This window comes from Streptomyces sp. NPDC014656, from assembly GCF_043084305.1.
Lineage (GTDB): Bacteria > Actinomycetota > Actinomycetes > Streptomycetales > Streptomycetaceae > Streptomyces.
This window is the reverse complement of the sequence record NZ_JBIBZN010000006.1, coordinates 35016-60073: the sequence shown is the minus strand read 5'-3', so window position 1 is coordinate 60073 and position 25058 is coordinate 35016. Positions and strand designations below refer to the sequence as shown.

Sequence of the window (25058 nt, the reverse complement as noted above, 5' to 3'; positions counted from 1 at the left end):
GTACTTCCGCTGCGTCACATATTCGCCAAGATCCTTCTGGTCGGTGTCGCAAGGACTCGGCCCAGGTCGGACCAATTCTCGACCAAGTCACGTGAGAGGACGCACGGCAGAGGTTACCGCCACCGCGCGCACGGCAGCGGAACGCCGAGTGATGGCGGGAGAACCCTCGGTGACGGCCGTGTGCCCGGCCGGAACCCGGCCGGAACCCGGCCGAGGACCCGCGCGACGCGGGGTTCGGTCACGGCACGGGGGAGGGCGGCGGCGATCGCCTCGCCCCCGCCCTCGGAAGGCCCCCGCCCTCGGAAGGCCCCCGTCCCGGGAGCCGGCCGTCCCGGGAGCCGGCGGCGTCAGGAACGGACGCCCGGGCGCGCCGCCGGCCCGCCGGCCGGGGCCGCCAGGGCGCCGGTCACGGACCGGGCGATCGCCGGCAGGTGCCGGTCGAGGTAGAAGTGGCCCCCCTGGAAGACCTCCAGGGTGGTGGCCGCGGTGGTGAAGTCCCGCCAGGCACCGGCCTGTTCCACGGTCACCACCGGGTCGCCGTCGCCGACGAACACCCCGATGGGCACGTCCAGCGGCGCCCCCGGCCGCCAGGCGTACCTCCCGACCGCCCGGTAGTCGGCACGCAGCGCGGGCATCACCATCTCCCGCAGCTCCGGGTCGTCCAGGACCGCCGGGGTCGTCCCGCCCAGCCGCCGTACCGCCGCCATCACGTCGGCGTCGGTGAGCATCCGGTCGTGCGGGCTGGGGTCCAGGGCCGGCGCCCGCCGGCCGGAGAGGAACAGGTGGCGGGGACCGGCCTGTCCGGCCGCCCGCAGCCGTCTGGCGGTCTCGTAGGCGAGGACCGCGCCCATGCTGTGCCCGAAGAAGGCGTACGGACCCTCCGTTCCGCGCCGCACCTCGGCGGCGAGGGCGTCGGCCAGTTCGCCGATGTCGTCGAGCGGAGCCTCGTGCCTGCGGTCCTGACGGCCCGGGTACTGCGCGGCCAGCACCGCGACGTCCGGCGCGAGCGCCCGGGCCAGCGGCACGTAGGCGCTCGCCGCGCCGCCGGCGTGCGGGAAGCACACCAGGGCGGTGCCGCCCGCCGCCGCGGAGTCCCCACCGGGAACGGCGAACCTCCGAAGCCACTCGCTGTCCACGCGGCCCACCCCCGTCTCCCTCGTACGCCGTCCCCTGCCGCGGGGCCGGTCCGCACCATCATCCGCGACGCCGCTCAACGGACGCACAAATCCCGGACAAAAGCGCAGCGTGGGCGGGAGCGTCCGAGGGGTTGCGCGGACGGGCGGTCAAAGGGGGCTCAAAGCGGCCCGGCGCTTGTGACACACTCCCGCGCCGCCGGTTGAGCGCCCCGCGCGGCGGGCCGGACGATCCCCGTGTGGGACGGCGCCCGGCGCCGGCGGCCTTCCGCCGCGCCGTCCCGCGGCCCGCCCGGGCGGCCCCGGCACACACCGGTCCCGCCGGGCGGCCGTGGCCGGGGCCGGCTGCCCCCGTCAGCCGCCCCGGCCCCGCGGCCGCCCGCCCGGCGCCTCCCGGTGGGTCAGTGCTCCTCGAAGAAGGAGAGCAGCAGGCCGTTGACGGCCTCCGGCCGCTCCAGCGGGATCCAGTGCCCGGTGTCCTCCAGCCGCTCGTACCGCCACCGCCCGAGGACGTGCGCGTGGGTGCCGGACATCGAGTCCTCGGTGAGGAAGCGGTCCCCGGTGGACCACACCCCCATGACCGGGACCGGCTCCGGCAGCGGCGCCACCGGCACCGCCGCCCCGAACTGGACCTCCGGCGGGAGCCCCGCCCGGTAGATGTTCAGGGCCGCCGTCAGCGCCCCGGGAGCGCGCAGCGGCTCGATCGCTGCCTCCGCGTCCGGGTGCCCGGCCAGCATCTCCCGCAGCCCCGCGAAGTCGTCCCGCGCCAGCCACTCCTCGGCGACCCCGGCGATCTGGAAGAGGAGCATGTACCAGGAGCGCTGCTTCTGCTCCCAGCCCGAGGACAGGATCGACGCCAGGTGCCCGACCGAGAGCAGGCTCAGGCTCCGCACCCGGTCCGGCACCACCGACGCCAGGCCCTGGGCGATGCCCGCCCCCCAGTCGTGCCCGACCAGGTGGAAGCGGTCCACGCCGAGCCCGGCGAGGAGTTCGAGCAGGTCGCCGACGTGCCTGCCCGGGTGGTACGCCTCCGGGCCGCCCTCCGGACGGTCCGAGCCGCCGAAGCCGCGCAGGGTCGGGGCGACCGTCCGGAAGCCGGCCGCGTTCAGCGCCGGGACCTGATGGCGCCACAGCGCGTGGCTGTCGGGGAAGCCGTGGAGCAGCAGGACCACCGGTCCCTCGCCGCTCACCTCGACGTCCAGACCCACTTCGGACAGCTGCACGCGCATCACGACACCCCGTTCCCGCCGGCCGGTTCGACGCGGCTCATGATGGCAGCCCGGCCGGAGGGCGTACCAGCCGGTAGGGCGCGGGCGCCGGTCAGAAGGGGTACCAGCGGACCTCGGGGTCGCCGTCCCGCAGCGACGCCACCCGCCGCTCGAACTCCGCCAGCGCCTTCGGGTCGTGCGGCGCGTGCTGGGCCACCCAGGCGCAGCTCGCGGTCTCCCGCGCCCCGCGCAGCACCGCGCACCCCTCCCACTCCCGCACGTCCCAGCCGTACGCCTCGGTGAAGGCGTCGTAGGCCGCCGGGTCCAGGCCGTACCGGTCCCGGGAGAGCGCCAGCACCACCAGGTCGTGCTCGCGCAGGTCGGAGGAGAAGGTCTCCAGGTCCATCAGGACCGGCCCGTCCGGGCCCACCTGGACGTTGCGCGGCAGGGCGTCGCCGTGGATCGGCCCGGGCGCCAGGCGCGGGGTGAGCGCGGCCGCCGCCGGGGCGAAGGCGTCCCGCCGCTCCCGCAGGAAGGCCGCGTCCGCCGGGTCGATCGCCTCCCCGGCCAGCCGCAGCCACCGCTCCACCCCGCCGAGCAGCTCCCGCCGCGGCAGGGCGAGGTCCACCGGCTCGGGCAGCGCGTGCACCGCGCGCAGCAGCGGGGCCAGGTCCCGCGGCTCGGCCGGGCGGACCGCCTCCGGCAGCGGATGCCAGAAGGTCAGCGGATGCCCCTCGACCAGCCGCGGCTCCTTCTCCGCCGCCCGCACGGCCGGCACCCCGGCCTCCGCGAGCAGGGCGGCCAGCGCCACCTCCCGCCGGGCCCGCTCGAAGAGTTCGGCGGACCGGCCGACCTTGACGACCAGCCCGTCCACGGCGAAGACCGCGTTCTCGCCCAGGGCGAGGAGCCGTGCCCCGCCGGCCGGCAGCCCCGCCGCGGCCAGGATCTCCCGCGCCCGCGCCTCGTCCATCACTCTCTCCCTGCCCGGTGGTCCGTGTGCGTGAAGCAGTCTCCCACCCCCGGACACACCCCCCGGCATTACGAAGGGTTGTTCAATAAGTCACAGATGGGTGAAGACCCTTCCGCTGCCCGTCGTCCATCGGAGAGGGTTCCAACCAGCCACCGCGCCACCCCCCACGAGGCGCGGTGGCTGCCTAAGGTGGCCGCATGACGACGACGTACGCGCTCCTCCTCCGCGGCATCAACGTGAGCGGCCACCGCAAGGTCCCCATGGCCGACCTGCGCGCCCTCCTCGAAGGCCTGGGCCACGGAGACGTGCGCACCTACCTCCAGAGCGGCAACGCCGTCTTCTCGACCGACGGGGACGCCCCGGAGGACACCCTCGCCGCCGCCGTCGAGGAGGCGATCGAGCGGCGCTTCGGCTTCCGCTGCGACTGCCTCGTCCGCGACGGCGCCTACCTGGCCGCCGTCGCCGAGGCCTGCCCCTTCCCCGCCGCGGAACTGGAGGGAAGGCAGCTGCACGCCGTCTACTACTCCGCGCCGGTCGCCCCCGACCGCTTCGCCGCCGTCGACGCCGAGGCGCACCGCCCCGAGTCCTTCGCCCTCGGCGACCGCGTCCTGTACCTCTACACGCCGGACGGCCTCGGCCGCTCCAAGCTCGCCGAGGCCGTGATGCGCCCGTCCCTGAACAAGGGCGTCGTGGCCACCGCCCGCAACTGGAACACGGTCCGCAAGCTGGTCGAGATGACCGCCGCCGGCTAGCCGGCCGCGACCGTCACCCGCTCCGGGGCGCGGACCGCCTCGGCGTGGCGCTCCACGAGGAGCCGGGCCAGCTCCGGTGAGGGGCCGAGGACGTCCGCGAGGACGTCCGCGTCCGCCGCGCCGGCCGCGATGCGGTCCGGCAGCCGGCCCGGGGCGATGACGTACGGCGCCACCGCCACCCGGCGGACGCCCGGTTCGGCGCGCAGCGCCCGTACCGCGTCCTCGGTCCGGGGGAAGCTCCCTGCGGTCACAGCGGAGGCGAACGCGGGTCGCACGGAGCACCAACCGGTGCGCCGCAGCTCCCGCGCCGTTTCTGCGATCGCCGCGATCGCCTCCGGGTCGGAGGAGCCCGCCGAGGCCAGGACGACCCCGGTGGTGCTCTTGTCGCCGGGCGTGAGCCCGGCCTCGTACAGGCGCCGTTCCACCGTCGCGCGCAGCAGCGGGGACGGGCCGAGGACCTCCGCCCGGCGGATCCGCAGGGTCGCGGGCGCCCGGCGCAGGACGGCGGGGATGTCGGCCTTCGCGTGGAAGGCCCGGGTCAGCAGCAGCGGGAGCGCCACCACGTCCCGCACCCCCTCGGCCGCGAGCCGGTCCAGGACGCCCGCCACGGAGGGCAGGTTGAAGTCCAGGAACGCGGTCTCCACCCGCAGCCCCGGCCGCAGCGCGCCGGCCCGGCGCACCAGCGCCTGGACGGTCGCCGCGTGCCGCGGGTCGCGGCTGCCGTGGGCGACGACGAGGAGGGCCGGGGACGCGGTCATCGGATCAGGCCTTCACGAGCAGGCCGCGGCGGCGGAGCACCGCGCGCTCCAGCGGGCTGAAGAAGAGCAGGTCGATGGCGATGCCGACGAGCAGGATGAGGAAGATCGCGAGGAAGATCCCCGGCATGTCGAAGTTGTTGCGGCCGTTCTCCAGGAGCTGGCCGAGGCCGAGGCCCAGGTCGGGGGAGGAGGCGATGATCTCGGCGGCCATCAGCGAGCGCCAGGAGAACGCCCAGCCCTGCTTGAGGCCCGCGAGGTAGCCGGGCAGCGCGGCCGGCATCACGATGTGCCAGGCGCCCTTGAGCCCCGTCGCGCCGAGCGTCCGCCCGGCCCGCAGGAAGAGCGGCGGCACCTGGTCCACGCCGGCCACCAGGCCGTTGGCGATGGACGGGACGGCGCCGAGCAGGATCACCGCGAACATCATCGAGTCGTTGAGGCCCAGCCACAGCACCGCGGGGGCCACCCAGGCCACCGACGGCAGCGACTGGAGACCGGCCAGGATCGGGCCGATCGCCGTGCGGATCACGCCCACCCGGGCGACCAGCAGCCCCAGCGGGGTGCCGATCGCCAGGGCGAGGAGGAAGCCGAGGAGCGCGCGGGAGACGCTGGTCCACAGCACCTCCAGGAGGGTGCCCTGCAGCCACATCGTCTCCAGGCTGTGCCAGACCGCGCCGGGCGAGGGCAGCTTGCCCGCGTCGGTGACCTCCAGGGTGACGAGCAGCTGCCAGACCGCGAGGACCAGCACGATCGCCAGGACCGGCGGCAGGACCTTCTTCAGCAGCACCTCGCGCAGCGGGGTGCGGCGGATCTGCACGCTGTCCAGCGCGTCGAGCCCGGCCTCCAGGCCCGCGAGGTCGTCGCCCTTGCGGACGGTGGTCTCAGTGCTGGCCATGGCGGCGGATCTCCCCACGCAGTTCTTCGGTGATCTCGACGGACAGTTCCGCCACGGCGGCGTCCTCGATGCGGCGCGGCTGCGGGATGTCGATGGTCCACTCCCGGGCGATCCGGCCGGGCCGGGAGGAGAGGAGGACGACGCGCTCGGCCAGCCGCACGGCCTCGCGCACGTTGTGGGTGACGAAGAGGACGGAGAGGTTCGTCTCCCGCCAGATCCGGGTGAGTTCGTCGTGGAGGACGTCCCGGGTGATGGCGTCGAGCGCGGCGAACGGCTCGTCCATCAGGAGCAGGTCGCTGGCCTGCGCGAGGGCGCGGGCCAGCGCCACGCGCTGCCGCATGCCGCCGGACAGCTCGTGCACCCGCTTGCCGTACGAGCCGCCGAGCCGCACGAGTTCGAGCAGCCGCTCGGCCTCGGGGCGGCGCTCCGCCTTCGGCAGCCCGCGCAGCTTGAGCGCCAGCTCGATGTTCTTGCCGGCGGTGAGCCACGGGAAGAGGGCGTGCTCCTGGAACATCAGGGCCGGCCGGCCGCCGGGGGTCTCGATGGACCCCGCGGACGGCCGGTCGAGCCCCGCGACCAGATTGAGCAGCGTCGACTTCCCGCAGCCGGAGGCTCCCAGGAGGGTGACGAACTCGCCGGGGGCGACATCGAGCGAGATGTCGTCCAGGACGAGCTGGCCGCCGGCGGGACCGCCGAAGGACTTGGATACGTGCGCGAGGCGCGCGGCGTGACCGGTCGGGGTCGCGCGGTCCTCGGCCTTGGCGAGCGTCGTGGGCGTGGCCATGGTCGTCACCTCCTGGTTCGGGTCGGTTACTTCACGCCGAGACCGGCGTCGGAGACCTCGGGCTGTCCCTCGGCCTTGAGGACCTTGTTGAGCAGCGTGAGGTCGTAGATGCCCTTGAGGTCGGGCTTCTCCAGGAGACCGGCCTTCACCGCGTGGTCCGCCTGGGCCTGCAGGGTGGCGGCCAGCGGGTCGTCGGTGAACCCGATCGAGGGCCAGGCGCCGTCGATGACCTCGGCGCCGAGCGGCTTGCCGGACAGCTCCTTCAGCTTGGAGTTGGCCGACTCCTTCGCCTTGTCCGGGTTGGCGTTGATCCAGGCGTTGGTCTTCACCGAGCCGCGCAGCACGGCCTCCACCACGTCCGGGTGCTCCGTGAGGAACTTCTGCGACACGATGATGTTGGTGATGACGAACTTGTCGTCCGGCCACAGCGTCGACTCGTCGAGGAGCACCTTGGCGCCCTCGCTGACGAGCTTGGAGGCGGTCGGCTCCGGGACCCAGGCGCCGTCGATGGAACCGGACTTGTAGGCGTCCGGGGTCACCTTGTTGTCGGTGCGGAAGACGGAGACGTCGCCCTTGCCGCTCTGGGCGTCGACCTTCCAGCCCTTCTCGGAGACCCAGTTGAGGAAGGCCACGTCCTGGGTGTTGCCGAGCTGCGGGGTGGCGATCCGCTTGCCCTTGACGTCGTCCAGGGTCTTGATCTTGTCCGGGTTCACGACCAGCTTCACGCCGCCGGAGGCGGAGCCGCCGACGATGCGGAGGTTGGTGCCCTTGGACTTGGTGTAGCCGTTGATGGACGGCGAGGGACCGATGAAGCCGATGTCGATCGAGCCCGCGTTGAGCGCCTCGATCTCGGAGGGGCCTGCGTTGAACGTGGAGACGTTCAGCTCGGTGCCGCCGAGCTCCTTCTGGAAGATGCCCTCCTGGTGGCCCACCAGGGCCGTGGCGTGCGTCAGGTTGGGGAAGTACCCGAGCCGTACGGTGTCGACGGAGAGCTTCTCGCCCGTCGCCGCCACCTTCTTCTCGTCGTTCTTGGCCTCGGAGCCGTAGCCGCACGACGCGAGTGCGCCGATCAGCAGCGGCAGCGTGGCGGCGGCGGCGAGGCCGCGGAGCGGGGTGGTACGGGTGGTGGCAGGCACGGGAGGTCTTCCCCTCGGTTCACTGGGTCTGGAGTCTGCGTTTGCGACGGTGCGGGTGGAGCGGCGTCGCACGGCGACAGCCGTGCGCGGAGGCGGTCAGCACGCACATCGCGCGACACCTCCCCTGCCTGCGCCGAGGGCGCCGGAACCCACCCGGCCCCCTTCCTTCGCGAAGGTGCCGTAGAAGTCCTGACCCATGGTCAGAAGTCCCACCCTTCTTCGTCGTCGACGGACACGACCGCCTTGGCGGTGGCGAACGACTCGCCCGCCATGCCCGCCGCGAGCGTAGTGCCGTCGGCCGGGTCGATCAGCAGGAACGAACCGGTACGGCGGGAATCCGCGTACGCGTCGAGCGCCAGCGGCTCCGCGGTGCGGACCTTCACCCGGCCGATGTCGTTGGCGACCAGCCGCCCGGGCTCCGGGTGCTGGGAGAGGTCGTCCAGGGTCAGCCGGGACGGGATCTCCTTGACGATCGCCTTGACCGTGCGGGTGGTGTGCTTGAGCAGCACCCGCTGGCCGACGGTGAGCGGCTGGTCCGCCACGTGGCAGACCGTCGCCTCGACGTCCTGGCTGGTGGCCGGGGCGTCGGCGCTCGGGGCGAGCAGGTCGCCGCGCGAGATGTCGATGTCGTCGGCCAGCCGGATGGTGACCGACTGCGGGGCCCAGGCGATGTCCACCGGCTCGCCCAGCGCGTCGATCGCGGTGATCGTCGAGGTCTTCCCGGAGGGGAGCACGGTGATCTGCTCGCCGACCCGGAAGGCGCCGGCCGCGATCTGGCCGGCGTAGCCCCGGTAGTCGGGGTGCTCGGCGGTCTGCGGGCGGATCACGTACTGCACCGGGAAGCGCGCGTGGCAGGCCGTCAGGTCGTGGCTGACCGGCACGGTCTCCAGGTGCTCCAGGACGGTCGGGCCGCCGTACCAGTCCATGTTCGCGGACGGCTCCACCACGTTGTCGCCGGCGAGCGCCGAGATCGGGATCGCGGTGATCTCCGGGACGCCGAGCTCGGAGGCGTAGGTGGTGAACTCCTCGGCGATCGCGGCGAAGACGGACTCCCGGTACTCGACCAGGTCCATCTTGTTCACCGCCAGGACCACGTGCGGGACGCGGAGCAGCGCGGCGACGGCGGCGTGCCGGCGGGTCTGCTCGACGACGCCGTTGCGGGCGTCGACCAGGACCACGGCCAGCTCGGCCGTCGAGGCGCCGGTCACCATGTTCCGGGTGTACTGCACGTGCCCGGGGGTGTCGGCGAGGATGAACCGCCGGCGCGGGGTCGCGAAGTAGCGGTACGCCACGTCGATGGTGATGCCCTGCTCCCGCTCGGCCCGCAGGCCGTCGGTGAGCAGCGCCAGGTCGGGCGCCTCCTGGCCGCGCGAGCGCGAGGCGTGCTCCACGGCCTCCAGCTGGTCGGCGAGGACCGACTTGGAGTCGTGCAGCAGGCGGCCGACCAGGGTGGACTTGCCGTCGTCGACGGAGCCGGCGGTGGCGAAGCGCAGCAGGGTGGTGGCGGCCAGCTCGGCGGCCGGCTGCTCGGTGGACGTGCTCATCTTTAGAAGTACCCTTCGCGCTTGCGGTCTTCCATCGCGGCCTCGGACAGCTTGTCGTCGGCCCGGGTGGCGCCCCGCTCGGTGAGCCGGGAGGCGGCGATCTCGGCGATGACGGCGTCCAGCGTGGTGGCGTCGGAGTCGACGGCGCCGGTGCAGGACATGTCGCCGACCGTGCGGTAGCGGATCAGCCGCGTCTCGACCTGCTCGGTCTCCTTCGGCCCGCCCCACTCGCCGGCCGTCAGCCACATGCCGTTGCGGGCGAAGACCTCGCGCTCGTGGGCGAAGTAGATCTCCGGGAGCTCGATGCCCTCCCGCTGGATGTACTGCCAGACGTCCAGCTCGGTCCAGTTGGAGAGCGGGAAGACCCGGACGTGCTCGCCGGGGGCGTGCCGGCCGTTGTACAGCTGCCACAGCTCGGGGCGCTGACGGCGCGGGTCCCACTGGGAGAACTCGTCGCGGAGGCTGAACACCCGCTCCTTGGCGCGGGCCTTCTCCTCGTCGCGCCGGCCGCCGCCGAAGACGGCGTCGAAGCGGTGCTGCTGGATCGCCTCGGTCAGCGGCACCGTCTGGAGCGGGTTGCGGGTGCCGTCCGGGCGCTCCTTGAGGGCGCCGCGGTCGATGTACTCCTGCACGGAGGCGACGTGCAGCCGCAGCCCGTGCTCGGCGACCACGCGGTCGCGGTACTCGATGACCTCGGGGAAGTTGTGGCCCGTGTCGACGTGCAGCAGCGTGAAGGGGACCGGCGCCGGGGCGAAGGCCTTCAGCGCCAGGTGCAGCATGACGATGGAGTCCTTGCCGCCGGAGAAGAGGATCACCGGCCGCTCGAACTCGCCCGCCACCTCACGGAAGATGTGGACGCCCTCGGACTCCAGCGAGTCGAGGTGCGACAGCGCGAACGGGCTGTCGGTGGTGTCGTGGGTGTGCGCGACGGTCGTCGTCATGCCAGGCCCCTCTCGGTGAGCAGCGCGTGGAGCTGCGCCGCGGACTGCTGCACGGTCTGGTTCTGGGACTCGATCCGCAGATCGGGGCTCTCGGGCGCCTCGTACGGGTCGTCGACGCCGGTCAGGCCGGCGATCTCGCCCGCCGCCTGCTTGGCGTAGAGGCCCTTGACGTCGCGGACCGAGCAGACCTCGACCGGGGTGGCCACGTGGACCTCGACGAAGGCGGTGCCCTCGGCGAGGTGCCGCTTGCGGACCGCCTCGCGGCTGTCGGCGTACGGGGCGATGACCGGGACCAGCACGGTCACGCCGTGCGAGGCGAGCAGCTCGGCGACGAAGCCGATCCGCTGCACGTTGGTGAACCGGTCCTCGCGGGAGAAGCCGAGGCCCGCGGAGAGGAACTCGCGGATCTCGTCGCCGTCGAGGATCTCGACGCGGCGGCCCTCCTCGCGCAGCCGGCCGGCCAGCTCGTAGGCGATCGTGGTCTTGCCGGCGCTCGGCAGGCCGGTGAGCCAGACGGTGGCACCGGTCACGTGATTCTCCAGGGGGGTGTCGGGGGTGGTCATCAGCCGTGCAGCCCGCATTCGGTCTTGGCGCGGCCGGCCCAGCGGCCGGCCCGGGCGTCCTCGCCCGCCTCGACGCGGCGGGTGCAGGGGGCGCAGCCGACGGAGGCGTAACCGTCCATGAGGAGCGGGTTGGTGAGGACTCCGTGCTCCGCCACGTACGCGTCGACGTCGTCCTGCGTCCAGCGGGCGATCGGGGAGACCTTCACCTTCCGCCGCTTCTCGTCCCAGCCGACGACCGGGGTGTTCGCCCGGGTCGGGGACTCGTCGCGGCGCAGTCCGGTCGCCCACGCGGTGTACGCGGTCAGCCCCTCCTGGAGCGGCTTGATCTTGCGCAGCGCGCAGCACAGGTCGGGGTCGCGGTCGTGCAGCCCCGGACCGTACTCGGCGTCCTGCTCGGCCACGGTCTGACGCGGGGTCAGGGTGATGACGTTGACGTCCATGACGGCCTCGACGGCGTCACGGGTGCCGATCGTCTCCTCGAAGTGGTAGCCGGTGTCGAGGAAGACGACGTCCACGCCGGGCATGGCGCGGGAGGCGAGGTGGGCGACGACCGCGTCCTCCATGGAGGAGGTGACGCAGAACCGGGGGCCGAAGGTGGCGGCGGCCCACTGGAGGATCTCCAGCGCGGAGGCGTCCTCCAGGTCGCGGCCGGCCCGCTCGGCGAGCTCCTTCAGCTCCGCGTCGGTGGCCCGCTCGATTCCCTGAGTGGCCGTCATATCGCTTCCCCTCCCTTGGTGTCGTTCGAAGCGCCGGGGGCCAGGAGCCCCAGGAACTTCAGCTGGAAGGCTCGGCTGCACGCGGCGCACTCCCAGGCCCCGTGCCCTTCCTCGCTGGGCCGCAGGTCCTCGTCCCCGCAGTAGGGGCAGAAGAACGGGGCGGCGCGCTCGCTCATGACAGGGCCTCTTCCGAGGCCCGGGCCGCCCAGGTGGCGAACCGCTCGCCGTCGGCGCGCTCCGCCTGGTAGCGGGTGAGGATCCGCTCCACGTAGTCGGGCAGTTCGGCGGAGGTGACCTTGAGGCCGCGGACCTTGCGGCCGAAACCGGCCTCCAGGCCGAGGGCGCCGCCCAGGTGGACCTGGTAGCCCTCCACGCGGTTGCCCTCGTCGTCCAGGACCAGCTGGCCCTTGAGGCCGATGTCCGCGACCTGGATGCGGGCGCAGGCGTTGGGGCAGCCGTTGATGTTGATGGTGAGCGGCTCGTCGAACTCCGGCAGGCGGCGCTCCAGTTCGTCGATGAGCGCGGAGCCGCGGCCCTTCGTCTCGACGATGGCCAGCTTGCAGAACTCGATGCCGGTGCAGGCCATCGTGCCGCGCCGGAAGGGGGACGGCGTGACCCGCAGGTCCAGCGCCTCCAGGGCGGCGACGAGCGAGTCGACCTGCGCCTCCTCGACGTCGAGGACGAGCATCTTCTGCTCGGCGGTGGTGCGGACCCGGCCGGAGCCGTGGGCCTCCGCGATCGCGGCGATCTTGACGAGGGTGGGGCCGTCCACGCGGCCGACGCGCGGGGCGAAGCCGACGTAGAAGTTGCCGTCCTTCTGCCGGTGCACGCCGACGTGGTCGCGCCAGCGGCCGGCCGGCTGCGCGGGCGCGGGACCGTCGGTCAGCTTCCGCTTCAGGTACTCGTCCTCCAGGACCCGGCGGAACTTCTCCGGGCCCCAGTCGGCGACGAGGAACTTCAGGCGGGCGCGGTTGCGCAGCCGGCGGTAGCCGTAGTCGCGGAAGATCGAGATGACGCCCTCGTAGACGTCGGGGACCTCGTCCAGGGAGACCCAGGTGCCCAGGCGGACGCCGAGCTTGGGGTTGGTGGAGAGACCGCCGCCGACCCAGACGTCGAAGCCGGGGCCGTGCTCCGGGTGGACGACGCCGACGAAGGAGATGTCGTTGATCTCGTGCGCCACGTCGAGCAGCGGCGAGCCGGAGACCGCGGACTTGAACTTGCGGGGCAGGTTGGAGAACTCCGGGTTGCCGATGATCCGCCGCTGGATCTCGTCGATGGCGGGGGTGCCGTCGATGATCTCCTCGGCGGCGATGCCGGCCACCGGCGAGCCGAGGATGACGCGCGGGGTGTCGCCGCAGGCCTCGGTGGTGGAGAGGCCGACCGCCTCCAGGCGGTTCCAGATCTCGGGGACGTCCTCGATGCGGATCCAGTGGTACTGGACGTTCTGGCGGTCCGTGATGTCGGCGGTGCCGCGGCCGAACTCCTCGGAGATCTCGCCGATCACCCGCAGCTGCCGGGTGGTCAGCCGGCCGCCGTCGATGCGGACGCGGAGCATGAAGTACTCGTCGTCCAGCTCCTCCGGCTCCAGGACCCCGGTCTTGGTGCCGTCCAGGCCCTGCTTGCGCTGGGTGTAGAGGCCCCACCAGCGCATGCGGCCGCGCAGGTCGTTGGGGTCGATCGAGTCGAATCCGCGCTTCGAGTAGATCGTCTCAATGCGTGTCCGCACATTGAGACCGTCGTCGTCCTTCTTGAACTGCTCATTGCCGTTCAGCGGGGTGAAGTGCCCCACGGCCCACTGACCCTCGCCGCGGTGGCGCCCGGTCTTGCGGCGGGCGGCGGCGGGAGTGGGGTTTTCCGGGGTGGCGGCCATGGCGTCTTGTCCTTCGGGACTGCTGGAGGGCGGCTCTGACCTGCACACTCGCGCGCAGAACAGAGAGTGGCGCGGCGGTGCGCAGCAGGGTCGGGCAGAGAGGGAATGCGGCGGTGCTGGGCTTGCTCAGCGCGCCGGACAGATGGCGCTGGACATGCGGCCGAGGTCGACGTGCCGCCGACTCACCAAGGCAGTTCCAGTTCCAGGCATGGCGGAAGCGTGTCACGGGACTTTGGACCCAGTCCAGCATCGTCCGTTATGTGGACATGAAAGTCTCGCTCAGTGAGACGGTGTGGTCTGGGTCACGCAAAAGGGGCCCTGATCAGGGCCCCTTCGCGGCGAACCGGCGGTGGCTCAGGCCTGTGCGCCGGGCCACGGCCCGGGCGTCTCGCCCTGTTCGGCCGTCTCCGTCTTCGTGTCGAAGAGGCGGAAGCCGCGGCGCTCGTAGTTGGCCATCGCGTGCGGCCCGTCCAGGGAGCAGGTGTGCAGCCACACCCGCTTCGTCGGCTCCCGGTCCGGCCAGCGCTCGGCCAGGTCCCAGGCGCGCCGGACGCCCTCGGAGAGCAGGTGGCCGCCGATGCCCCGGCCCCGGAAGGCGGGGATCAGGCCGAAGTAGACGATCTCGACGACGCCGTCGTCCTGCGGGTCGAACTCCACGTAGCCGGCCGGCGTCCCCCGGTCGTAGGCCACCCAGACCTCGGCGCCCGGCTTCTCCGCTATCTCCTTCCACTGCGCGTACGTGAGCGGCAGCCGGTCGCCCCAGTGGATGTCGCCGCCGACCGCGGTGTAGAGGAAGCGGCTGAACTCGGGGGAGGGGACCCCGGCCCGGCGGACGGTGATGTCGTCGCCCTCGGGGACCCGGGCCGGACGCAGGTCGTCCGGCGAGGTCTGTTCCAGGGACCACGTGGTGAGAGTGATGCTCATGCCCTTATCGCATCATGCGGAGCGACGGATTCCCAGGCCGGACGAAGGTCGCGGTCGTCACCCTGACACCCCCCGCCGCCCGCTCCGACACCCCGTCGCCGCTCGCTCCGACGCCCTCGCCGCCGCCCGCGCCGTCTCCCGTCGGCGCGTGCTCCGACGCCCCCCGTCGGCGCGTGCTCCGACGCCCCCGTCGTCGTCCGCTCCGTCGGCTCTCCTCCGCCTCCTGCTCCTCACCCCTCACGACGGCGCGCCCCGGCGTCCCCGCCGGACGCCCTGTCCGACATGTGGACAGCCGACGCCGACGCCGCCCGAACCCGCCCGACCACCCGGGACCTGCCCGGTGCCGCCCGACCGCCCGGCGCCGCCCCGGACCCGCCCCGCGCCGCCCCGGACCAGCCCGCTGCCGCCCCGGACCCGGACCCGGCCACCCGCCCTAGACCCGGCTGCTCGCCCGGATCGCCGGGGCCGTCGAGTGGGGCAGCAGGTCGACCGGGGACTCCGGGCGCCGCACCTCCACCGCGATCTCCTCGCGGAAGCGGTACGGACGGTGGGCCAGGACCCCCGCGAGGGTGCGCCGCACCCGGGACATCTCGGCCCGGACGGTCACCGTCCTCGTCCGGTCCCCGAAGACGTCCTGGGCCAGCTCGGCGGCCGTCCGCCCGTCCGGGTGCAGGGCGAGGAGGTAGAGCAGCTCCGCGTGGCGGGGGCTCAGCTCCTGCTGCCAGCTCCCGGCCGCCCCGGAGACCGCCACGGTCCAGCGGCGCGGCCGGCTCAGGTCCAGCACCACGCGGCTCGCCGCCCCCGACTCCGTACCGGCCGGCGCGGTGTCCTCCTCGACCCGCAGCAGCCAGCCGCCCGGCAGCGGCTCCACCGCGCACAGGCCCAGCGAGGGCAGCCAGACCCGGCCGGCCCCCAGCCTCTTCGGCAGCACGATCCGGTCCACCGGGGCGAGCCCGGTCACGGCGGCCGTCCAGCCGTGGGCGTCCACCGCGACGGCCCGCCCGCCCACCCGGCACAGGATCGGCGCGGCCACCGCCCGCAGCCGCTCGACGGTGCCCCGGTGCCGCTCGCGCAGCTCGGCCTCCGCGAGCCGGGCGACGGAACCCACCAGGGCCAGCATCGAGGGGTGGAAGGTGGAGGCGGGTCCGCTGACGTCGAGGACGCCGAGCAGCCGCTGGTCGCGCGGGTCGTGGACGGGGGCGGCGGCGCAGGTCCAGTTGTGCAGCGCGTGCACGTAGTGCTCGGCCGAGTGGACCTGGACCGCGCGGTGGGTGGCGAGCGCGGTGCCGACCGCGTTGGTGCCGGTGGTGTGCTCCGTCCAGGCCGCCCCCTCCTCCAGGCAGATGCCGTTCGCCTGCCGCATCACCGAGGGGTGGCCCTCGCGCCACAGCACCCGGCCCTGCTCGTCGGTGACGACCATGATCTGGAGGGAGGCGTCGGCGATCCCGGCCAGGCCGGAGCTCAGCGTCTGCATCACCTCGGCGAGCAGGGTGCCCCGCCGGCGCCGCTCCAGCTCGTCGCGGCGGAGCAGCACGCTGCTGGTGCCCTGGTCGGGGTCGAGCCCGAGCCGGGCCATCCGCTGCCAGGAGGCGTCGATCTCCGCGCGGGGCGCGATCGGCGGCGTCCGGCCCGCCAGGGTCTCCTCGCGGACGCGGTGCAGCAGCCGGGCCGCCTGGGCGGCGTCCATGGTGGCCAGCCGCTTCATGTCGAGCCGCGTGTTGTTCATCGGTCCCTCCCCGCCACCCGGTGTGCTGTATCGGTTCTGCAGTGTCCGGGCGGATGACCGGAGCGTGGTGAGCGCCGTACGGCCCCCGACCGAATTGTCATCCCGGGCCGTGGTGCGCAGTGTCGCGGGTCCATCGTGCCGTCCGGAAGGCCTCCACGGAGCCCGGTTCGGGTAATCCTGCAACCCTTTGCAACTCTGGCCCCGTCCCGCCCCCCTGGGCGAGGGTGGTGACGGCGGGTGGTGGTGCCGTGTCGGCGCAGCACCACCCCCGCCTTCCGCGCGTGCCGTCCCCGCGCCCGCTCCGCGGGCCGCGAGGTCCACCCCTGGTACGCGCGGCCCAGCTTCCCGCGCCCCTCCCGGGCGCCCCCGCACGGACGCGCACCGCGCCGCCCCTCCCGGCCTCCCGCACGCGTCCCCACGCGGCCCTCCCCGACCCGCTCGTGCCCCCGGCCGGGCCGGACCCGCTCACTCCACCGGCCGCGCCCGCTCCACCACCGCGCGCAGGTCCAGCGTGTGGGGGAGCGTCCCGAAGGCCGAGCCCGCGTCCCCGCCCAGCCGGCCCGCGCAGAACGCGTCCGCCACCTCCGGCGGGGCCCAGCGCACCAGCAGCGCGCCCTGGAGCACCAGCGCCACCCGCTCCGCGAGCCGCCGCGCCCGGGCCTCGGCCCCCTCCAGGTCGGCCAGTTCGGTGAGCAGGCCCCGGATCGCCCGGTCGAGCCGGGGGTCCGCGCCCCGCGCCTCCCCGACCTCCCGCAGATACGCGTCCAGGGCCGCCGGCTCCGTCCGCAGCACCCGCAGCACGTCGAGCGCCTGGAGGTTCCCCGCGCCCTCCCCCACCGAGTTCAGCGGCGACTCCCGCAGCAGCCGCGGCAGACCGGACTCCTCCACGTAGCCGTTCCCGCCCAGGCACTCCAGGGCCTCCGCGACCACCGGCACGCACCGCTTGGTCACCCAGTACTTCGCCGCGGGCACGGCGATCCGCAGCAGCGCCAGGTCCCGCTCCGCACCGGAGTCGTACGCCGCCGCCAGCCGCATCCCGAGGACGGTCGCCGCCTCCGACTCCACCGCCAGGTCCGCCAGCACGTTCCGCATCAGCGGCTTGTCGACGAGGAGACCGCCGAAGGCGGAGCGGTACGAGGCGTGGTGCACGGCCTGCGCCACCGCCTGCCGCATCAGCGCCGCCGACCCCAGCACGCGGTCCAGCCGGGCCGCCGCCACCACGTCCCGCACGGTCCGCAGCCCCCGCCCCTCCTCGCCGACCCGGCGGGCCCACGTCGTCCCGTCGAACTCGACCTCCGCGGAGGCGTTCGACCGGTTGCCCAGCTTGTCCTTGAGCCGCTGGAGCGCGAACGCGTTGCGGGAGCCGTCGTCCAGGACCCGCGGCACCAGGAAGCACGTCGGCCCGCCGGGCGCCCGCGCCAGCACCAGGAAGGCGTCCGACATCGGCGCCGAGCAGAACCACTTGTGCCCCGTCAGCAGGTACCCGCCGTCCTCCGCCAGCGGCCGCGCCGAGGTCGTGACCGCCCCCAGGTCGCTGCCGGCCTGCTTCTCCGTCAGACCGGTCCCCAGCAGCACCCCCGCCTTCTCCGCGGCCGGCCGCAGCTCCCGCTCGTACACCCGGGAGGCCGCCAACGGCTCCCAGACCGCCGCCAGCTCCGGCTCGGCCCGCAGCGCCGGCACCGCCGCGTGCGTCATCGACACCGGGCAGCCGTGCCCCGCCTCCGCCTGCGTGGCCACCAGGAACCCGGCGGCCCGCCGCACGTGCCCGCCCGGCCGCCCCCACGCGTCCGTCAGCCCGGCCGCCACCGCCTTGCCGAGCAGCCGGTGCCAGGACGGATGGAAGTCCACCTCGTCGATCCGCCGCCCGTACCGGTCGTGCGTCCGCAGCCGCGGCGGGAAGGCGTTCGCCAGCTCTCCCCACTCCCGCACCTGGTCCGAACTGGAGGCCCGGCCCAGCCCCCGCAACTCCTCGCGGACCCCGTCGAGGAGCTCCTCGGGCAGGTGGCGGGCGACCGCCTCCGACAGTGCCCGGTCGCAGCTGAAGACGTCGTACCCCACCAGGGGCGGAGCCTGATTGGTCACGGTGCGGGAGCGTGCTTCCATGCCGATACGGTAAGCAGGTGCAGGCAGCAAGCGAAACACCCGAACGGCCGGAGCGGCGCCCCTGGAGCAGGCTCCACCGCGCCCGCGTCCTCTACCGCAACGTCTCCAAGCGGAAGATGGTCTGGCTGCTCCTCAAGGACACCGTCAACTCGTGCATCGAGTACCGGATCCTCGGCCTCGCCGCGGAGGCCGCCTTCTTCACCCTGCTGTCGCTGCCACCCCTGCTGCTCGGCCTGATCGCCGTCCTCGGCTACGCCGACGACTGGACCAACACCGACACCGTCGCCAGCATCGAGGAGAACATCCTCCGGGCCGCCGGCACGATCCTCTCCGAGCGGGGCGTCGGCGAGATCGCCCAGCCGATCCTCGACGACATCACCCGCGCGAAACGGCCCGACCTGATCTCCATCGGCTTCGCCATCGCCCTGTGGTCCGGCTCCCGCGCGGTGAACGTCTTCATCGACACCATCACCGTCATGTACGGCCTCGACGGCCACCGGGGCATCGTCAAGACCCGGCTGCTCGCCCTCCTCCTCTACGTCGTGGCGCTGCTCATCGGAGCCGTCGTCCTGCCCCTCGCGGTCGTCGGCCCCGACCGGGTCGTCGAACTCGTCCCCTGGGGCACCGACCTCGTCGCCGTCCTCTACTGGCCGGCCGTCATCCTGCTCTCCGTCGCCTTCCTCACCACGCTCTACCACGTCTCCGTCCCCGTCAGATCGCCGTGGATCGAGGACATCCCGGGCGCGCTCGTCGCCCTCGCGATGTGGGCCTTCGGGAGCTTCCTGCTGCGGATCTACCTGACGAGCCAGGTCGAGGGCCCCACCATCTACGGCTCCCTCGCCGCCCCCATCGCCATCCTCCTGTGGATCGGCGTGTCCGCCTTCGCCGTCCTCGTCGGCGCGGCCGTGAACGCGGCCATCGACCGCGTCTGGCCGTCCGTCGCCACCGCCGCCGCCCGCGAGGCCAACGAACGGGCCCGCGCCGTCCAGGCGGCCGAGCTCGTCGCCCGCATCCGCGCGGAGGCGGAGGACGTCGACGAGGACGACCCCGACATGCCCTCCGAGTTCCCCGAGCGCTGGTCCAGGTTCCTCCCCCCGGACGACGTGAAGTCCCGCCTCCACACCGGCTGGGAGAAGGACTGACGGACCGGCGAGACTGGGAGGATGGTGTACGAGGAACGCCCCGCCCGGCTCGACGGCGCCGTCCTGTGGACCCGGACCGCCCCGGCCCCCGTCGTCTCCGAGGCCCTCGTCGTCCCCGACGGCTGCATGGACCTCATCTGGGCCGACGGCCGGCTGCTCGTCGCGGGCGCCGACACGCGCGCGCACCGCTCGACGGAGGCCGTCGCCCGCTACGCCGGGCTGCGCTTCGCGCCCGGCGACGCCCCGCGCATCCTCGGCGTCCCGGCCGCGGAACTGCGCGACCGCCGGGTGGACCCGGCCGACCTGTGGGGCGACGGCACGGCCCGCCGCCTCGCCGAGCGGATCGGCACGGCCCCCGACCCGGCCGCCGCCCTGGAGGCGTACGCGCTCCGCCGGGCGGCCCGCACCGGACCCGCCGACCCGCTCACCCGGGCGGTCGCCGCCCGGCTCGGCGCGGGCCGCCCCGTCGGCGAGACCGCCGAAGCCCTCGGCCTCGGCGCCCGCCGCCTGCACCGGCTCTCCCTGGACGCCTTCGGCTACGGCCCCAAGACACTGGCCCGCGTCCTGCGCCTCCAGCGCGCCCTGGAACTCGTGCGCACCGGCCTCCCGCTCACCGAGGTCGCCGCCCGCGCCGGCTACGCGGACCAGGCCCACCTGACCCGCGACACCCGCGCCCTGGCGGGGACGACGCCGGGCGCCTACGCGCGCGTGTCGGCCGAGGTGTCGGCGAACAGCGAGATCCCGTAGCCGTCCGGGTCGCGCACCACGGCGTACCGCTGCCCCCAGACCGCGTCCCACGGCTTCAGGTGCCCCTCGTGACCGGCCCCCGTCAGCTCCGCGTACGCCGCGTCCACCTCCCCGGCCGTGTCGCACCGGAAGGCCAGCTCCGCCCGGCTCCCCTCCGTCCGCCGGAACGACGGGTCGAAGGACCTGACGGAGTCCTCCGTGTCCCAGGCCAGCCGCAGCCCCCCGGGCAGCACCGTCTCCACGTGGGGGGCCTCCTCCGCGCCCTCCGGGAAGTCGAGGCCCAGGAGCCGGTAGAAGGCGAGCGAGGCGGCCATGTCGGCGACCACCAGGCCGATGAGGTCGAGTCGAGGTGTCTTCATGCCCCCGACGCTAGGCCGCCGGCGGGCCCCCGTCTTGTACGGATCGGACACGGCGAAAACCGGTGGCGCCGCCCGAAGGGCCCCGGCTAGGGTGGCGCACGTCCGGGACCGCCGGACCCCGCACGCGCGCCGTGCGCGGGGAAAGACACAGGAGGTGTGACCGATGGCTGTCGTCACGAAGGGCCTTGCCCGCACGCAGAAGTTCGTTCACACCACCTCCGTGGCCACCGGCTGACCCCACCGGAAAACACCGCATCGCCGGGGCCACCCCTGTGAAGGGTTCCCCTTGTCTTTCCCGCGTTCCCCGCTGTCCTCCCTCTCCACCACCTCTTCCGTCTCCTCCGTCCTCGACGCCCACGGCTGGGACTCCGGCTGGGCCGAGAGCTTCGCGCCGTACGCCGCCCAGGGGCTCGTCCCGGGGCGGGTCGTCCGGGTCGACCGCGGCCAGTGCGACGTCGCCACGGCCGACGGCACCGTCCGCGCCGACACCGCCTTCGTGACGCCGCACGACCCGCTGCGCGTCATCTGCACCGGCGACTGGGCCGCCGTCGACCCGGAGGGCGCCTCCGACCCCCGGTACGTACGGGCCTGCCTGCCGCGGCGGACCGCGTTCGCCCGGTCCACCTCGTCCAAGCGCTCCGAGGGCCAGATCCTCGCCGCCAACGTCGACCACGCCGTCATCACCGTCTCGCTCGCCGTCGAGCTGGACCTCGGCCGGATCGAGCGCTTCCTCGCCCTCGCCTGGGAGTCCGGCGCCCAGCCGACCGTGGTGCTCTCCAAGGCCGACCTGGTCGGCGACCCGGTCGTCCTGGCCCACCTCGTCGAGGACGTCGAGGCCGCCGCGCCCGGCGTCACGGTACTGCCGCTCAGCTCGGCGACGGGGGAGGGGATCGAGGTCCTCTCGGCCGTCGTCTCCGGCGGCACCACCGTGCTGCTCGGCGTCTCCGGCGCCGGCAAGTCCACCCTCGCGAACGCGCTGGTCGGCGAGGACGTCATGACCGTGCGGGCGGCCCGTGACGTCGACGGCAAGGGCCGGCACACCACCACCACCCGCAACCTCTTCGTGCTGCCCGGCGGCGGGGTCCTCATCGACACCCCGGGGCTGCGCGGCGTCGGCCTGTGGGACGCGGAGGCCGGCGTCGGCCAGACCTTCGCGGAGATCGAGGAACTGGCCGCCGAGTGCCGCTTCCACGACTGCTCCCACGAGTCCGAGCCGGGCTGCGCGGTGGCCGCCGCCCTCGACGACGACACCCTCTCCGCGCGCCGCCTGGAGAGCTACCGCAAGCTGCTCCGCGAGAACCAGCGGCTCGTCGCCAAGACCGACGCCCGGATGCGCCACGAGATCCGCAAGGACTGGAAGCGCAAGGGCGCCGAGGGCCGGGCCGCGATGGCCTTCAAGCGCGAGGGCCGGCTGCGGTAGCCCCGACGCCGTGTCCGAATCCCGCCGGTGTGCGGCGGTCCGCCGCCGCACACTGGAGGCATGACGGACGACGAGGGCGACACCCTCTACCAGGCGGTGAGCAGCAGGGACGCGCGCTTCGACGGGGAGTTCTTCTTCGCCGTCCGGACCACCGGCATCTACTGCCGGCCCAGCTGCCCGGCCATCACCCCCAAGCGGCGGAACGTCGCCTTCTACCCGACGGCCGCCGCCGCCCAGGGACACGGCTTCCGCGCCTGCCGCCGCTGCCGGCCCGACGCGGTGCCCGGCTCCGCCGAGTGGAACGTCCGGGCCGACGTCGTCGGACGCGCCGTGCGGATGATCGGCGACGGCGTCGTGGACCGCGAGGGCGTCCCCGGCCTCGCCGTCCGCCTCGGCTACAGCACCCGCCAGGTCCAGCGCCAGCTCACCGCCGAGCTGGGCGCGGGACCGGTGGCGCTCGCCCGCGCCCAGCGGGCCCACACCGCCCGCGTCCTGCTCCAGACCACCGCGCTGCCGGTCACCGACATCGCCTTCGCCGCCGGATTCAGCAGCGTGCGGCAGTTCAACGACACCATCCGGGCCGTCTACGCCCGCACCCCCACCGAGCTGCGCGCCGAGACCTCCGGGCCGCGCACCGCCCCCGCCACCGGCGTGCCGCTGCGCCTCGCCTACCGGGGGCCGTACGCCGCCGCAGAGGTCTTCGACCTGCTGGCCGCCGAGGCGCTGCCGGGCGTCGAGGAGGTCACCGGACCGCCCGGCACCCGCACCTACCGGCGCACCCTGCGGCTGCCGTACGGCCCCGGGGTCGTCGCCGTCGACGAGCGGGCGCCCGGCCGCTGGCTTGAGGCCCGGCTGCACCTCGCCGAGCTGCGCGACCTCACCACCGCCGTGCACCGGCTGCGCCGCCTCCTCGACCTCGACGCCGACCCCTACGCGGTCGCCGAGCGGCTCGGCGCCGACCCCCGGCTCGCCGCCGCGGTCGCCGCCCGGCCCGGCGTCCGCTCGCCGGGCGCCGCCGACCCGGAGGAGTACGCCCTGCGGACCGTCCTCGGCCCGGCGGAGTCCGCCCGCGTCCTCGCCGGGCTGGGCACCCCGCTGGACGCCCCGGACGGCACCCTCCGCGCGCTCTTCCCCGCCGCCGGGGCGCTCACCGCGCACCCCGTCGCCGGCCCGCTCGCCCGCGCCCTCGACGGCGGCGGCCTGCGCCTCGACCCGGGCGCCGACCGCGACGAGGCGGCCCGCGCCCTCGCGGACGTACCCGGCGTCGACGCCCGCGCCGCCGCCCTGATCCGGGCCCGCTCCCTCGCCGACCCGGACGTGCCGTCCCCGGTCGGCCCGGACGCGCCGGAGTGGGCGCCCTGGAGGTCGTACGCCCGACGGTACCTGGAGATCAGCCGGAGATGACCGCGCCCGCCCACGCCCCCACGATCAGCAGACAGGCGAACAGCTCCACCAGGACGCTGGTGCCGGCGGCGCGCATCAGGGCGCGGGTGGCGGCGCGGGCCTGGCCGTGGCCGCCGAGGCGCCGCCGCTCGGAGAGGTAGACGCCGCCCACGAAGCCGGGCACCGCGCCCAGCACGGGGACCAGGACGAAGCCCAGGAGGGCACCGATGCCCGCGTAGCCGATGGTCCGGCGGGTCAGGCCGACGCCCCGGAAGCGACGGGCCGGCAGCTGCCAGACGACCACCTGGGTGAGGAGCAGCAGGGCGGTCGAGGAGACGAGCAGGATCCAGGCGAGGCCGGTCTGCTCGTGCAGCGACCACCACAGCACGGCGGCCCACACCAGCCAACTGCCCGGCACTCCGGGTGCCAGGACCCCGAACAGGCCGAGCAGCATGACCGCCGCGACCATCAGGAGCTGCCACACACCCACGGGCCCAGCCTCCCCCACCCGGGCCGTTCCCGCAGGTCGCGAGGACCATTCGGGGATCCGGGATCCGGGATCCGGGATCCAGAAGCTGGTGGCTGAGATCATGGATCCATGAGCCTGGATCCATGATCCATGATCCATGATCCATGATCCGGGAGCCGGGAGCCGGGAGCCGGGAGCCGGGAGCCGGGAGCCGGGAGCCGGGAGCCGGGAGCCGGGAGCCGGGAGCCGGGAGCCGGGAGCCGGGATCCAGGAGCCAGGAGCCAGGAGCCAGGAGCCGTGGCCAGCTGCCCCGTAGCCCGTAGCCCGTAGCCCGTAACCCGCGGCCTCCACGGCCGCCCGTCAGCGGCGGGCCACCCAGCCCTTCTCGTAGGCGTGCCAGCCGAGCTGGAGGCGGGTCGTCACGGCGGCCAGTTCCATCAGGCCCTTCACCCGGCGCTGGACGGTCCGCAGGCCGAGGTCCAGCTGCTTGGCCACGCTCGCGTCGGTCATGCCGGCGAGCAGCAGGGAGAGGATCTCCAGGTCGGTGACGTCCGGGCCGGGGGCCTGGTCCTCGCTGATCTGGGCGCCCGCGCCGAGCCGCAGCGGCAGCGCCTCCCGCCAGACCGCCTCGAAGAGGCCCATCAGGGACTCCAGGAGGCCGCTCGCGTGCACCACGAGCGCGGCGGGTTCGGCGCCCCGGCCGGTGAGCGGGACCATCGCGAGGCTGCGGTCGGCGACGACCAGCTTGGTCGGCACCCGGTCGACGACCCGGATCTGCTCCTCGCGGCCGAGCGCCGCGGACAGTTCGAGCAGCCCGGAGGGGAGGGTGAGCACCTCCCGTTCGACGACCACCCGGTAGCCGACGCCCCGCCCGGCGGCCAGCTCCTCGGCGTCGTTCTCCAGGCCGGAGACGGCGATCGGCTTGCCCGTGACCAGCGCGCAGACCTCCTCGGTCGCGCCGAGCTGGAGCTGGAGGAAGCGGTGGGTGACGGCGCCGGCGCCGGTGACCACCTCGACCAGGTCGTGGACGGCCGGCTCGGTCGCCTCCGCGCGGTACTCCTCCGCCAGCAGCGCCGCCGCCAGCTCGGCCTGCTCCAGCTCGTGGCGCTGCTGGGTGAGGAGCGCGCCGAGCGCGACCCCGGGCGGGGCCGCCACCCAGCGGCCGGTGCGCGCCGAGGACTGGGCGGCGAGGCCCTGCGCCTCCAGGCGGCGCAGCGCCCGCTCGGTGTCCTGCTCGGGCAGCGAGAGCCGGTGCGCCAGGTCGGTGACCTCCGCCGCCCCGAGCGCGACCAGCGCCCGGTACGCGGACTCCTGCCGCTCGTCCAGTCCTATCGCACCCAGCATCGGTTCCCGCCCCTCGCCGTGCCTCCGGCGGTCCGCGCGCCGTTCCGCGGGTGTTCTCCGGAGGCATTCGTTCCGTTGGTGACCTGGCGGGAAACGGCCACGGCGTATTCCCGCCTCTCCCATCATCCCTGTACCGCCCTCACCTCTGCCAATGTGGCGCCACCGCAGCACCAA

At 74.2% G+C, this 25058-nt stretch carries 25 protein-coding genes; 5 read left to right on the top strand and 20 right to left on the bottom strand.

The window, feature by feature from the left end; all coding sequences use genetic code 11:
• Positions 1–347: 347 nt before the first annotated feature.
• From ACF1ED_RS16260 to ACF1ED_RS16250, 3 genes are all read right to left on the bottom strand, one after another.
• Positions 348–1136: a thioesterase II family protein gene (locus ACF1ED_RS16260; protein WP_391760855.1), complete on the bottom strand. Its 789-nt coding sequence runs from the start codon at positions 1134–1136 to the stop codon at positions 348–350.
• A gap of 398 nt (positions 1137–1534) precedes the next feature.
• Positions 1535–2362, bottom strand: a complete 828-nt coding sequence (locus ACF1ED_RS16255; protein ID WP_391760853.1) for an alpha/beta fold hydrolase — start codon at positions 2360–2362, stop codon at positions 1535–1537.
• A gap of 91 nt (positions 2363–2453) precedes the next feature.
• Positions 2454–3311, bottom strand: coding sequence for a phosphotransferase (locus tag ACF1ED_RS16250; protein WP_391760851.1), 858 nt, complete (start codon positions 3309–3311; stop codon positions 2454–2456).
• A 197-nt stretch (positions 3312–3508) separates the two neighbouring features.
• On the opposite strand from ACF1ED_RS16250, the gene ACF1ED_RS16245 reads away from it, so the two are divergent.
• Complete coding sequence (locus tag ACF1ED_RS16245) at positions 3509–4063, top strand: DUF1697 domain-containing protein (RefSeq protein ID WP_391760849.1); 555 nt, start codon at positions 3509–3511, stop codon at positions 4061–4063.
• On the opposite strand, the gene ACF1ED_RS16240 is transcribed toward ACF1ED_RS16245, so the two are convergent.
• The 14 genes from ACF1ED_RS16240 to ACF1ED_RS16175 form a co-directional block, all read right to left on the bottom strand.
• The gene (locus tag ACF1ED_RS16240; RefSeq protein ID WP_391760847.1) at positions 4060–4821 is read right to left on the bottom strand and encodes a sirohydrochlorin chelatase; all 762 of its coding nucleotides are present in this window, start codon (positions 4819–4821) and stop codon (positions 4060–4062) included. The genes ACF1ED_RS16245 and ACF1ED_RS16240 overlap by 4 nt on opposite strands.
• A gap of 4 nt (positions 4822–4825) precedes the next feature.
• Positions 4826–5713, bottom strand: coding sequence for an ABC transporter permease (locus tag ACF1ED_RS16235; RefSeq protein WP_391760845.1), 888 nt, complete (start codon positions 5711–5713; stop codon positions 4826–4828).
• Positions 5700–6497, bottom strand: coding sequence for an ABC transporter ATP-binding protein (locus tag ACF1ED_RS16230; RefSeq protein WP_391760843.1), 798 nt, complete (start codon positions 6495–6497; stop codon positions 5700–5702). The genes ACF1ED_RS16235 and ACF1ED_RS16230 overlap by 14 nt, the downstream gene beginning before the upstream one ends.
• A gap of 26 nt (positions 6498–6523) precedes the next feature.
• Positions 6524–7633: an aliphatic sulfonate ABC transporter substrate-binding protein gene (locus tag ACF1ED_RS16225; RefSeq protein WP_391760841.1), complete on the bottom strand. Its 1110-nt coding sequence runs from the start codon at positions 7631–7633 to the stop codon at positions 6524–6526.
• A 200-nt stretch (positions 7634–7833) separates the two neighbouring features.
• Positions 7834–9177 (bottom strand): sulfate adenylyltransferase subunit 1, encoded by a 1344-nt coding sequence (locus ACF1ED_RS16220; RefSeq protein WP_391760839.1) that lies wholly within the window; start codon positions 9175–9177, stop codon positions 7834–7836.
• A gap of 2 nt (positions 9178–9179) precedes the next feature.
• Complete coding sequence (gene cysD / locus ACF1ED_RS16215) at positions 9180–10118, bottom strand: sulfate adenylyltransferase subunit CysD (RefSeq protein WP_391760837.1); 939 nt, start codon at positions 10116–10118, stop codon at positions 9180–9182.
• On the bottom strand, positions 10115–10681 hold the full coding sequence (cysC, locus tag ACF1ED_RS16210; RefSeq protein ID WP_391760835.1) for an adenylyl-sulfate kinase: 567 nt from the start codon (positions 10679–10681) through the stop codon (positions 10115–10117). Before cysC ends, cysD begins: the two co-directional genes overlap by 4 nt.
• Positions 10681–11397 (bottom strand): phosphoadenylyl-sulfate reductase, encoded by a 717-nt coding sequence (locus ACF1ED_RS16205; RefSeq protein WP_391760833.1) that lies wholly within the window; start codon positions 11395–11397, stop codon positions 10681–10683. Before ACF1ED_RS16205 ends, cysC begins: the two co-directional genes overlap by 1 nt.
• Positions 11394–11573, bottom strand: a complete 180-nt coding sequence (locus ACF1ED_RS16200) for a hypothetical protein (protein ID WP_391760831.1) — start codon at positions 11571–11573, stop codon at positions 11394–11396. Before ACF1ED_RS16200 ends, ACF1ED_RS16205 begins: the two co-directional genes overlap by 4 nt.
• Positions 11570–13267 (bottom strand): nitrite/sulfite reductase, encoded by a 1698-nt coding sequence (locus tag ACF1ED_RS16195; RefSeq protein ID WP_391760829.1) that lies wholly within the window; start codon positions 13265–13267, stop codon positions 11570–11572. Before ACF1ED_RS16195 ends, ACF1ED_RS16200 begins: the two co-directional genes overlap by 4 nt.
• A 126-nt stretch (positions 13268–13393) precedes the next feature.
• Entirely contained in the window at positions 13394–13477 is an 84-nt protein-coding gene (locus ACF1ED_RS16190; protein WP_311136957.1) for a putative leader peptide, read from the bottom strand.
• A gap of 144 nt (positions 13478–13621) precedes the next feature.
• Positions 13622–14191: a GNAT family N-acetyltransferase gene (locus tag ACF1ED_RS16185; protein ID WP_391760827.1), complete on the bottom strand. Its 570-nt coding sequence runs from the start codon at positions 14189–14191 to the stop codon at positions 13622–13624.
• A gap of 433 nt (positions 14192–14624) precedes the next feature.
• Complete coding sequence (locus tag ACF1ED_RS16180; RefSeq protein ID WP_391760825.1) at positions 14625–15917, bottom strand: GAF domain-containing protein; 1293 nt, start codon at positions 15915–15917, stop codon at positions 14625–14627.
• A 465-nt stretch (positions 15918–16382) separates the two neighbouring features.
• Positions 16383–18020 (bottom strand): acyl-CoA dehydrogenase family protein, encoded by a 1638-nt coding sequence (locus tag ACF1ED_RS16175; RefSeq protein WP_391760823.1) that lies wholly within the window; start codon positions 18018–18020, stop codon positions 16383–16385.
• 17 nt (positions 18021–18037) lie between these two features.
• Here ACF1ED_RS16175 and ACF1ED_RS16170 point away from each other — a divergent pair, with 17 nt between their 5' ends.
• Together ACF1ED_RS16170 and ACF1ED_RS16165 are read left to right on the top strand one after the other, a co-directional pair.
• Positions 18038–19162 carry a YihY/virulence factor BrkB family protein gene (locus ACF1ED_RS16170; protein ID WP_391760821.1) on the top strand — a complete coding sequence of 375 codons (1125 nt, stop codon included), beginning with the start codon at positions 18038–18040 and terminating at the stop codon, positions 19160–19162.
• Positions 19163–19186: 24 nt separating this feature from the next.
• Positions 19187–19909: a helix-turn-helix domain-containing protein gene (locus ACF1ED_RS16165; protein ID WP_391761325.1), complete on the top strand. Its 723-nt coding sequence runs from the start codon at positions 19187–19189 to the stop codon at positions 19907–19909.
• Here the strand turns inward: ACF1ED_RS16165 and ACF1ED_RS16160 are convergent.
• Entirely contained in the window at positions 19861–20268 is a 408-nt protein-coding gene (locus ACF1ED_RS16160) for a VOC family protein (RefSeq protein ID WP_391760819.1), read from the bottom strand. The genes ACF1ED_RS16165 and ACF1ED_RS16160 overlap by 49 nt on opposite strands.
• A 286-nt stretch (positions 20269–20554) precedes the next feature.
• Here ACF1ED_RS16160 and rsgA point away from each other — a divergent pair, with 286 nt between their 5' ends.
• Positions 20555–21688 carry a ribosome small subunit-dependent GTPase A gene (rsgA, locus tag ACF1ED_RS16155; protein ID WP_391760817.1) on the top strand — a complete coding sequence of 378 codons (1134 nt, stop codon included), beginning with the start codon at positions 20555–20557 and terminating at the stop codon, positions 21686–21688.
• Positions 21689–21748: 60 nt separating this feature from the next.
• Complete coding sequence (locus tag ACF1ED_RS16150; RefSeq protein ID WP_391760815.1) at positions 21749–23092, top strand: bifunctional transcriptional activator/DNA repair enzyme AdaA; 1344 nt, start codon at positions 21749–21751, stop codon at positions 23090–23092.
• Here ACF1ED_RS16150 and ACF1ED_RS16145 read toward each other — a convergent pair.
• Entirely contained in the window at positions 23079–23561 is a 483-nt protein-coding gene (locus tag ACF1ED_RS16145) for a DUF456 domain-containing protein (RefSeq protein ID WP_391760813.1), read from the bottom strand. The genes ACF1ED_RS16150 and ACF1ED_RS16145 overlap by 14 nt on opposite strands.
• A gap of 339 nt (positions 23562–23900) precedes the next feature.
• The gene (locus tag ACF1ED_RS16140; protein ID WP_391760811.1) at positions 23901–24884 is read right to left on the bottom strand and encodes a helix-turn-helix domain-containing protein; all 984 of its coding nucleotides are present in this window, start codon (positions 24882–24884) and stop codon (positions 23901–23903) included.
• Positions 24885–25058 lie beyond the last annotated feature (174 nt).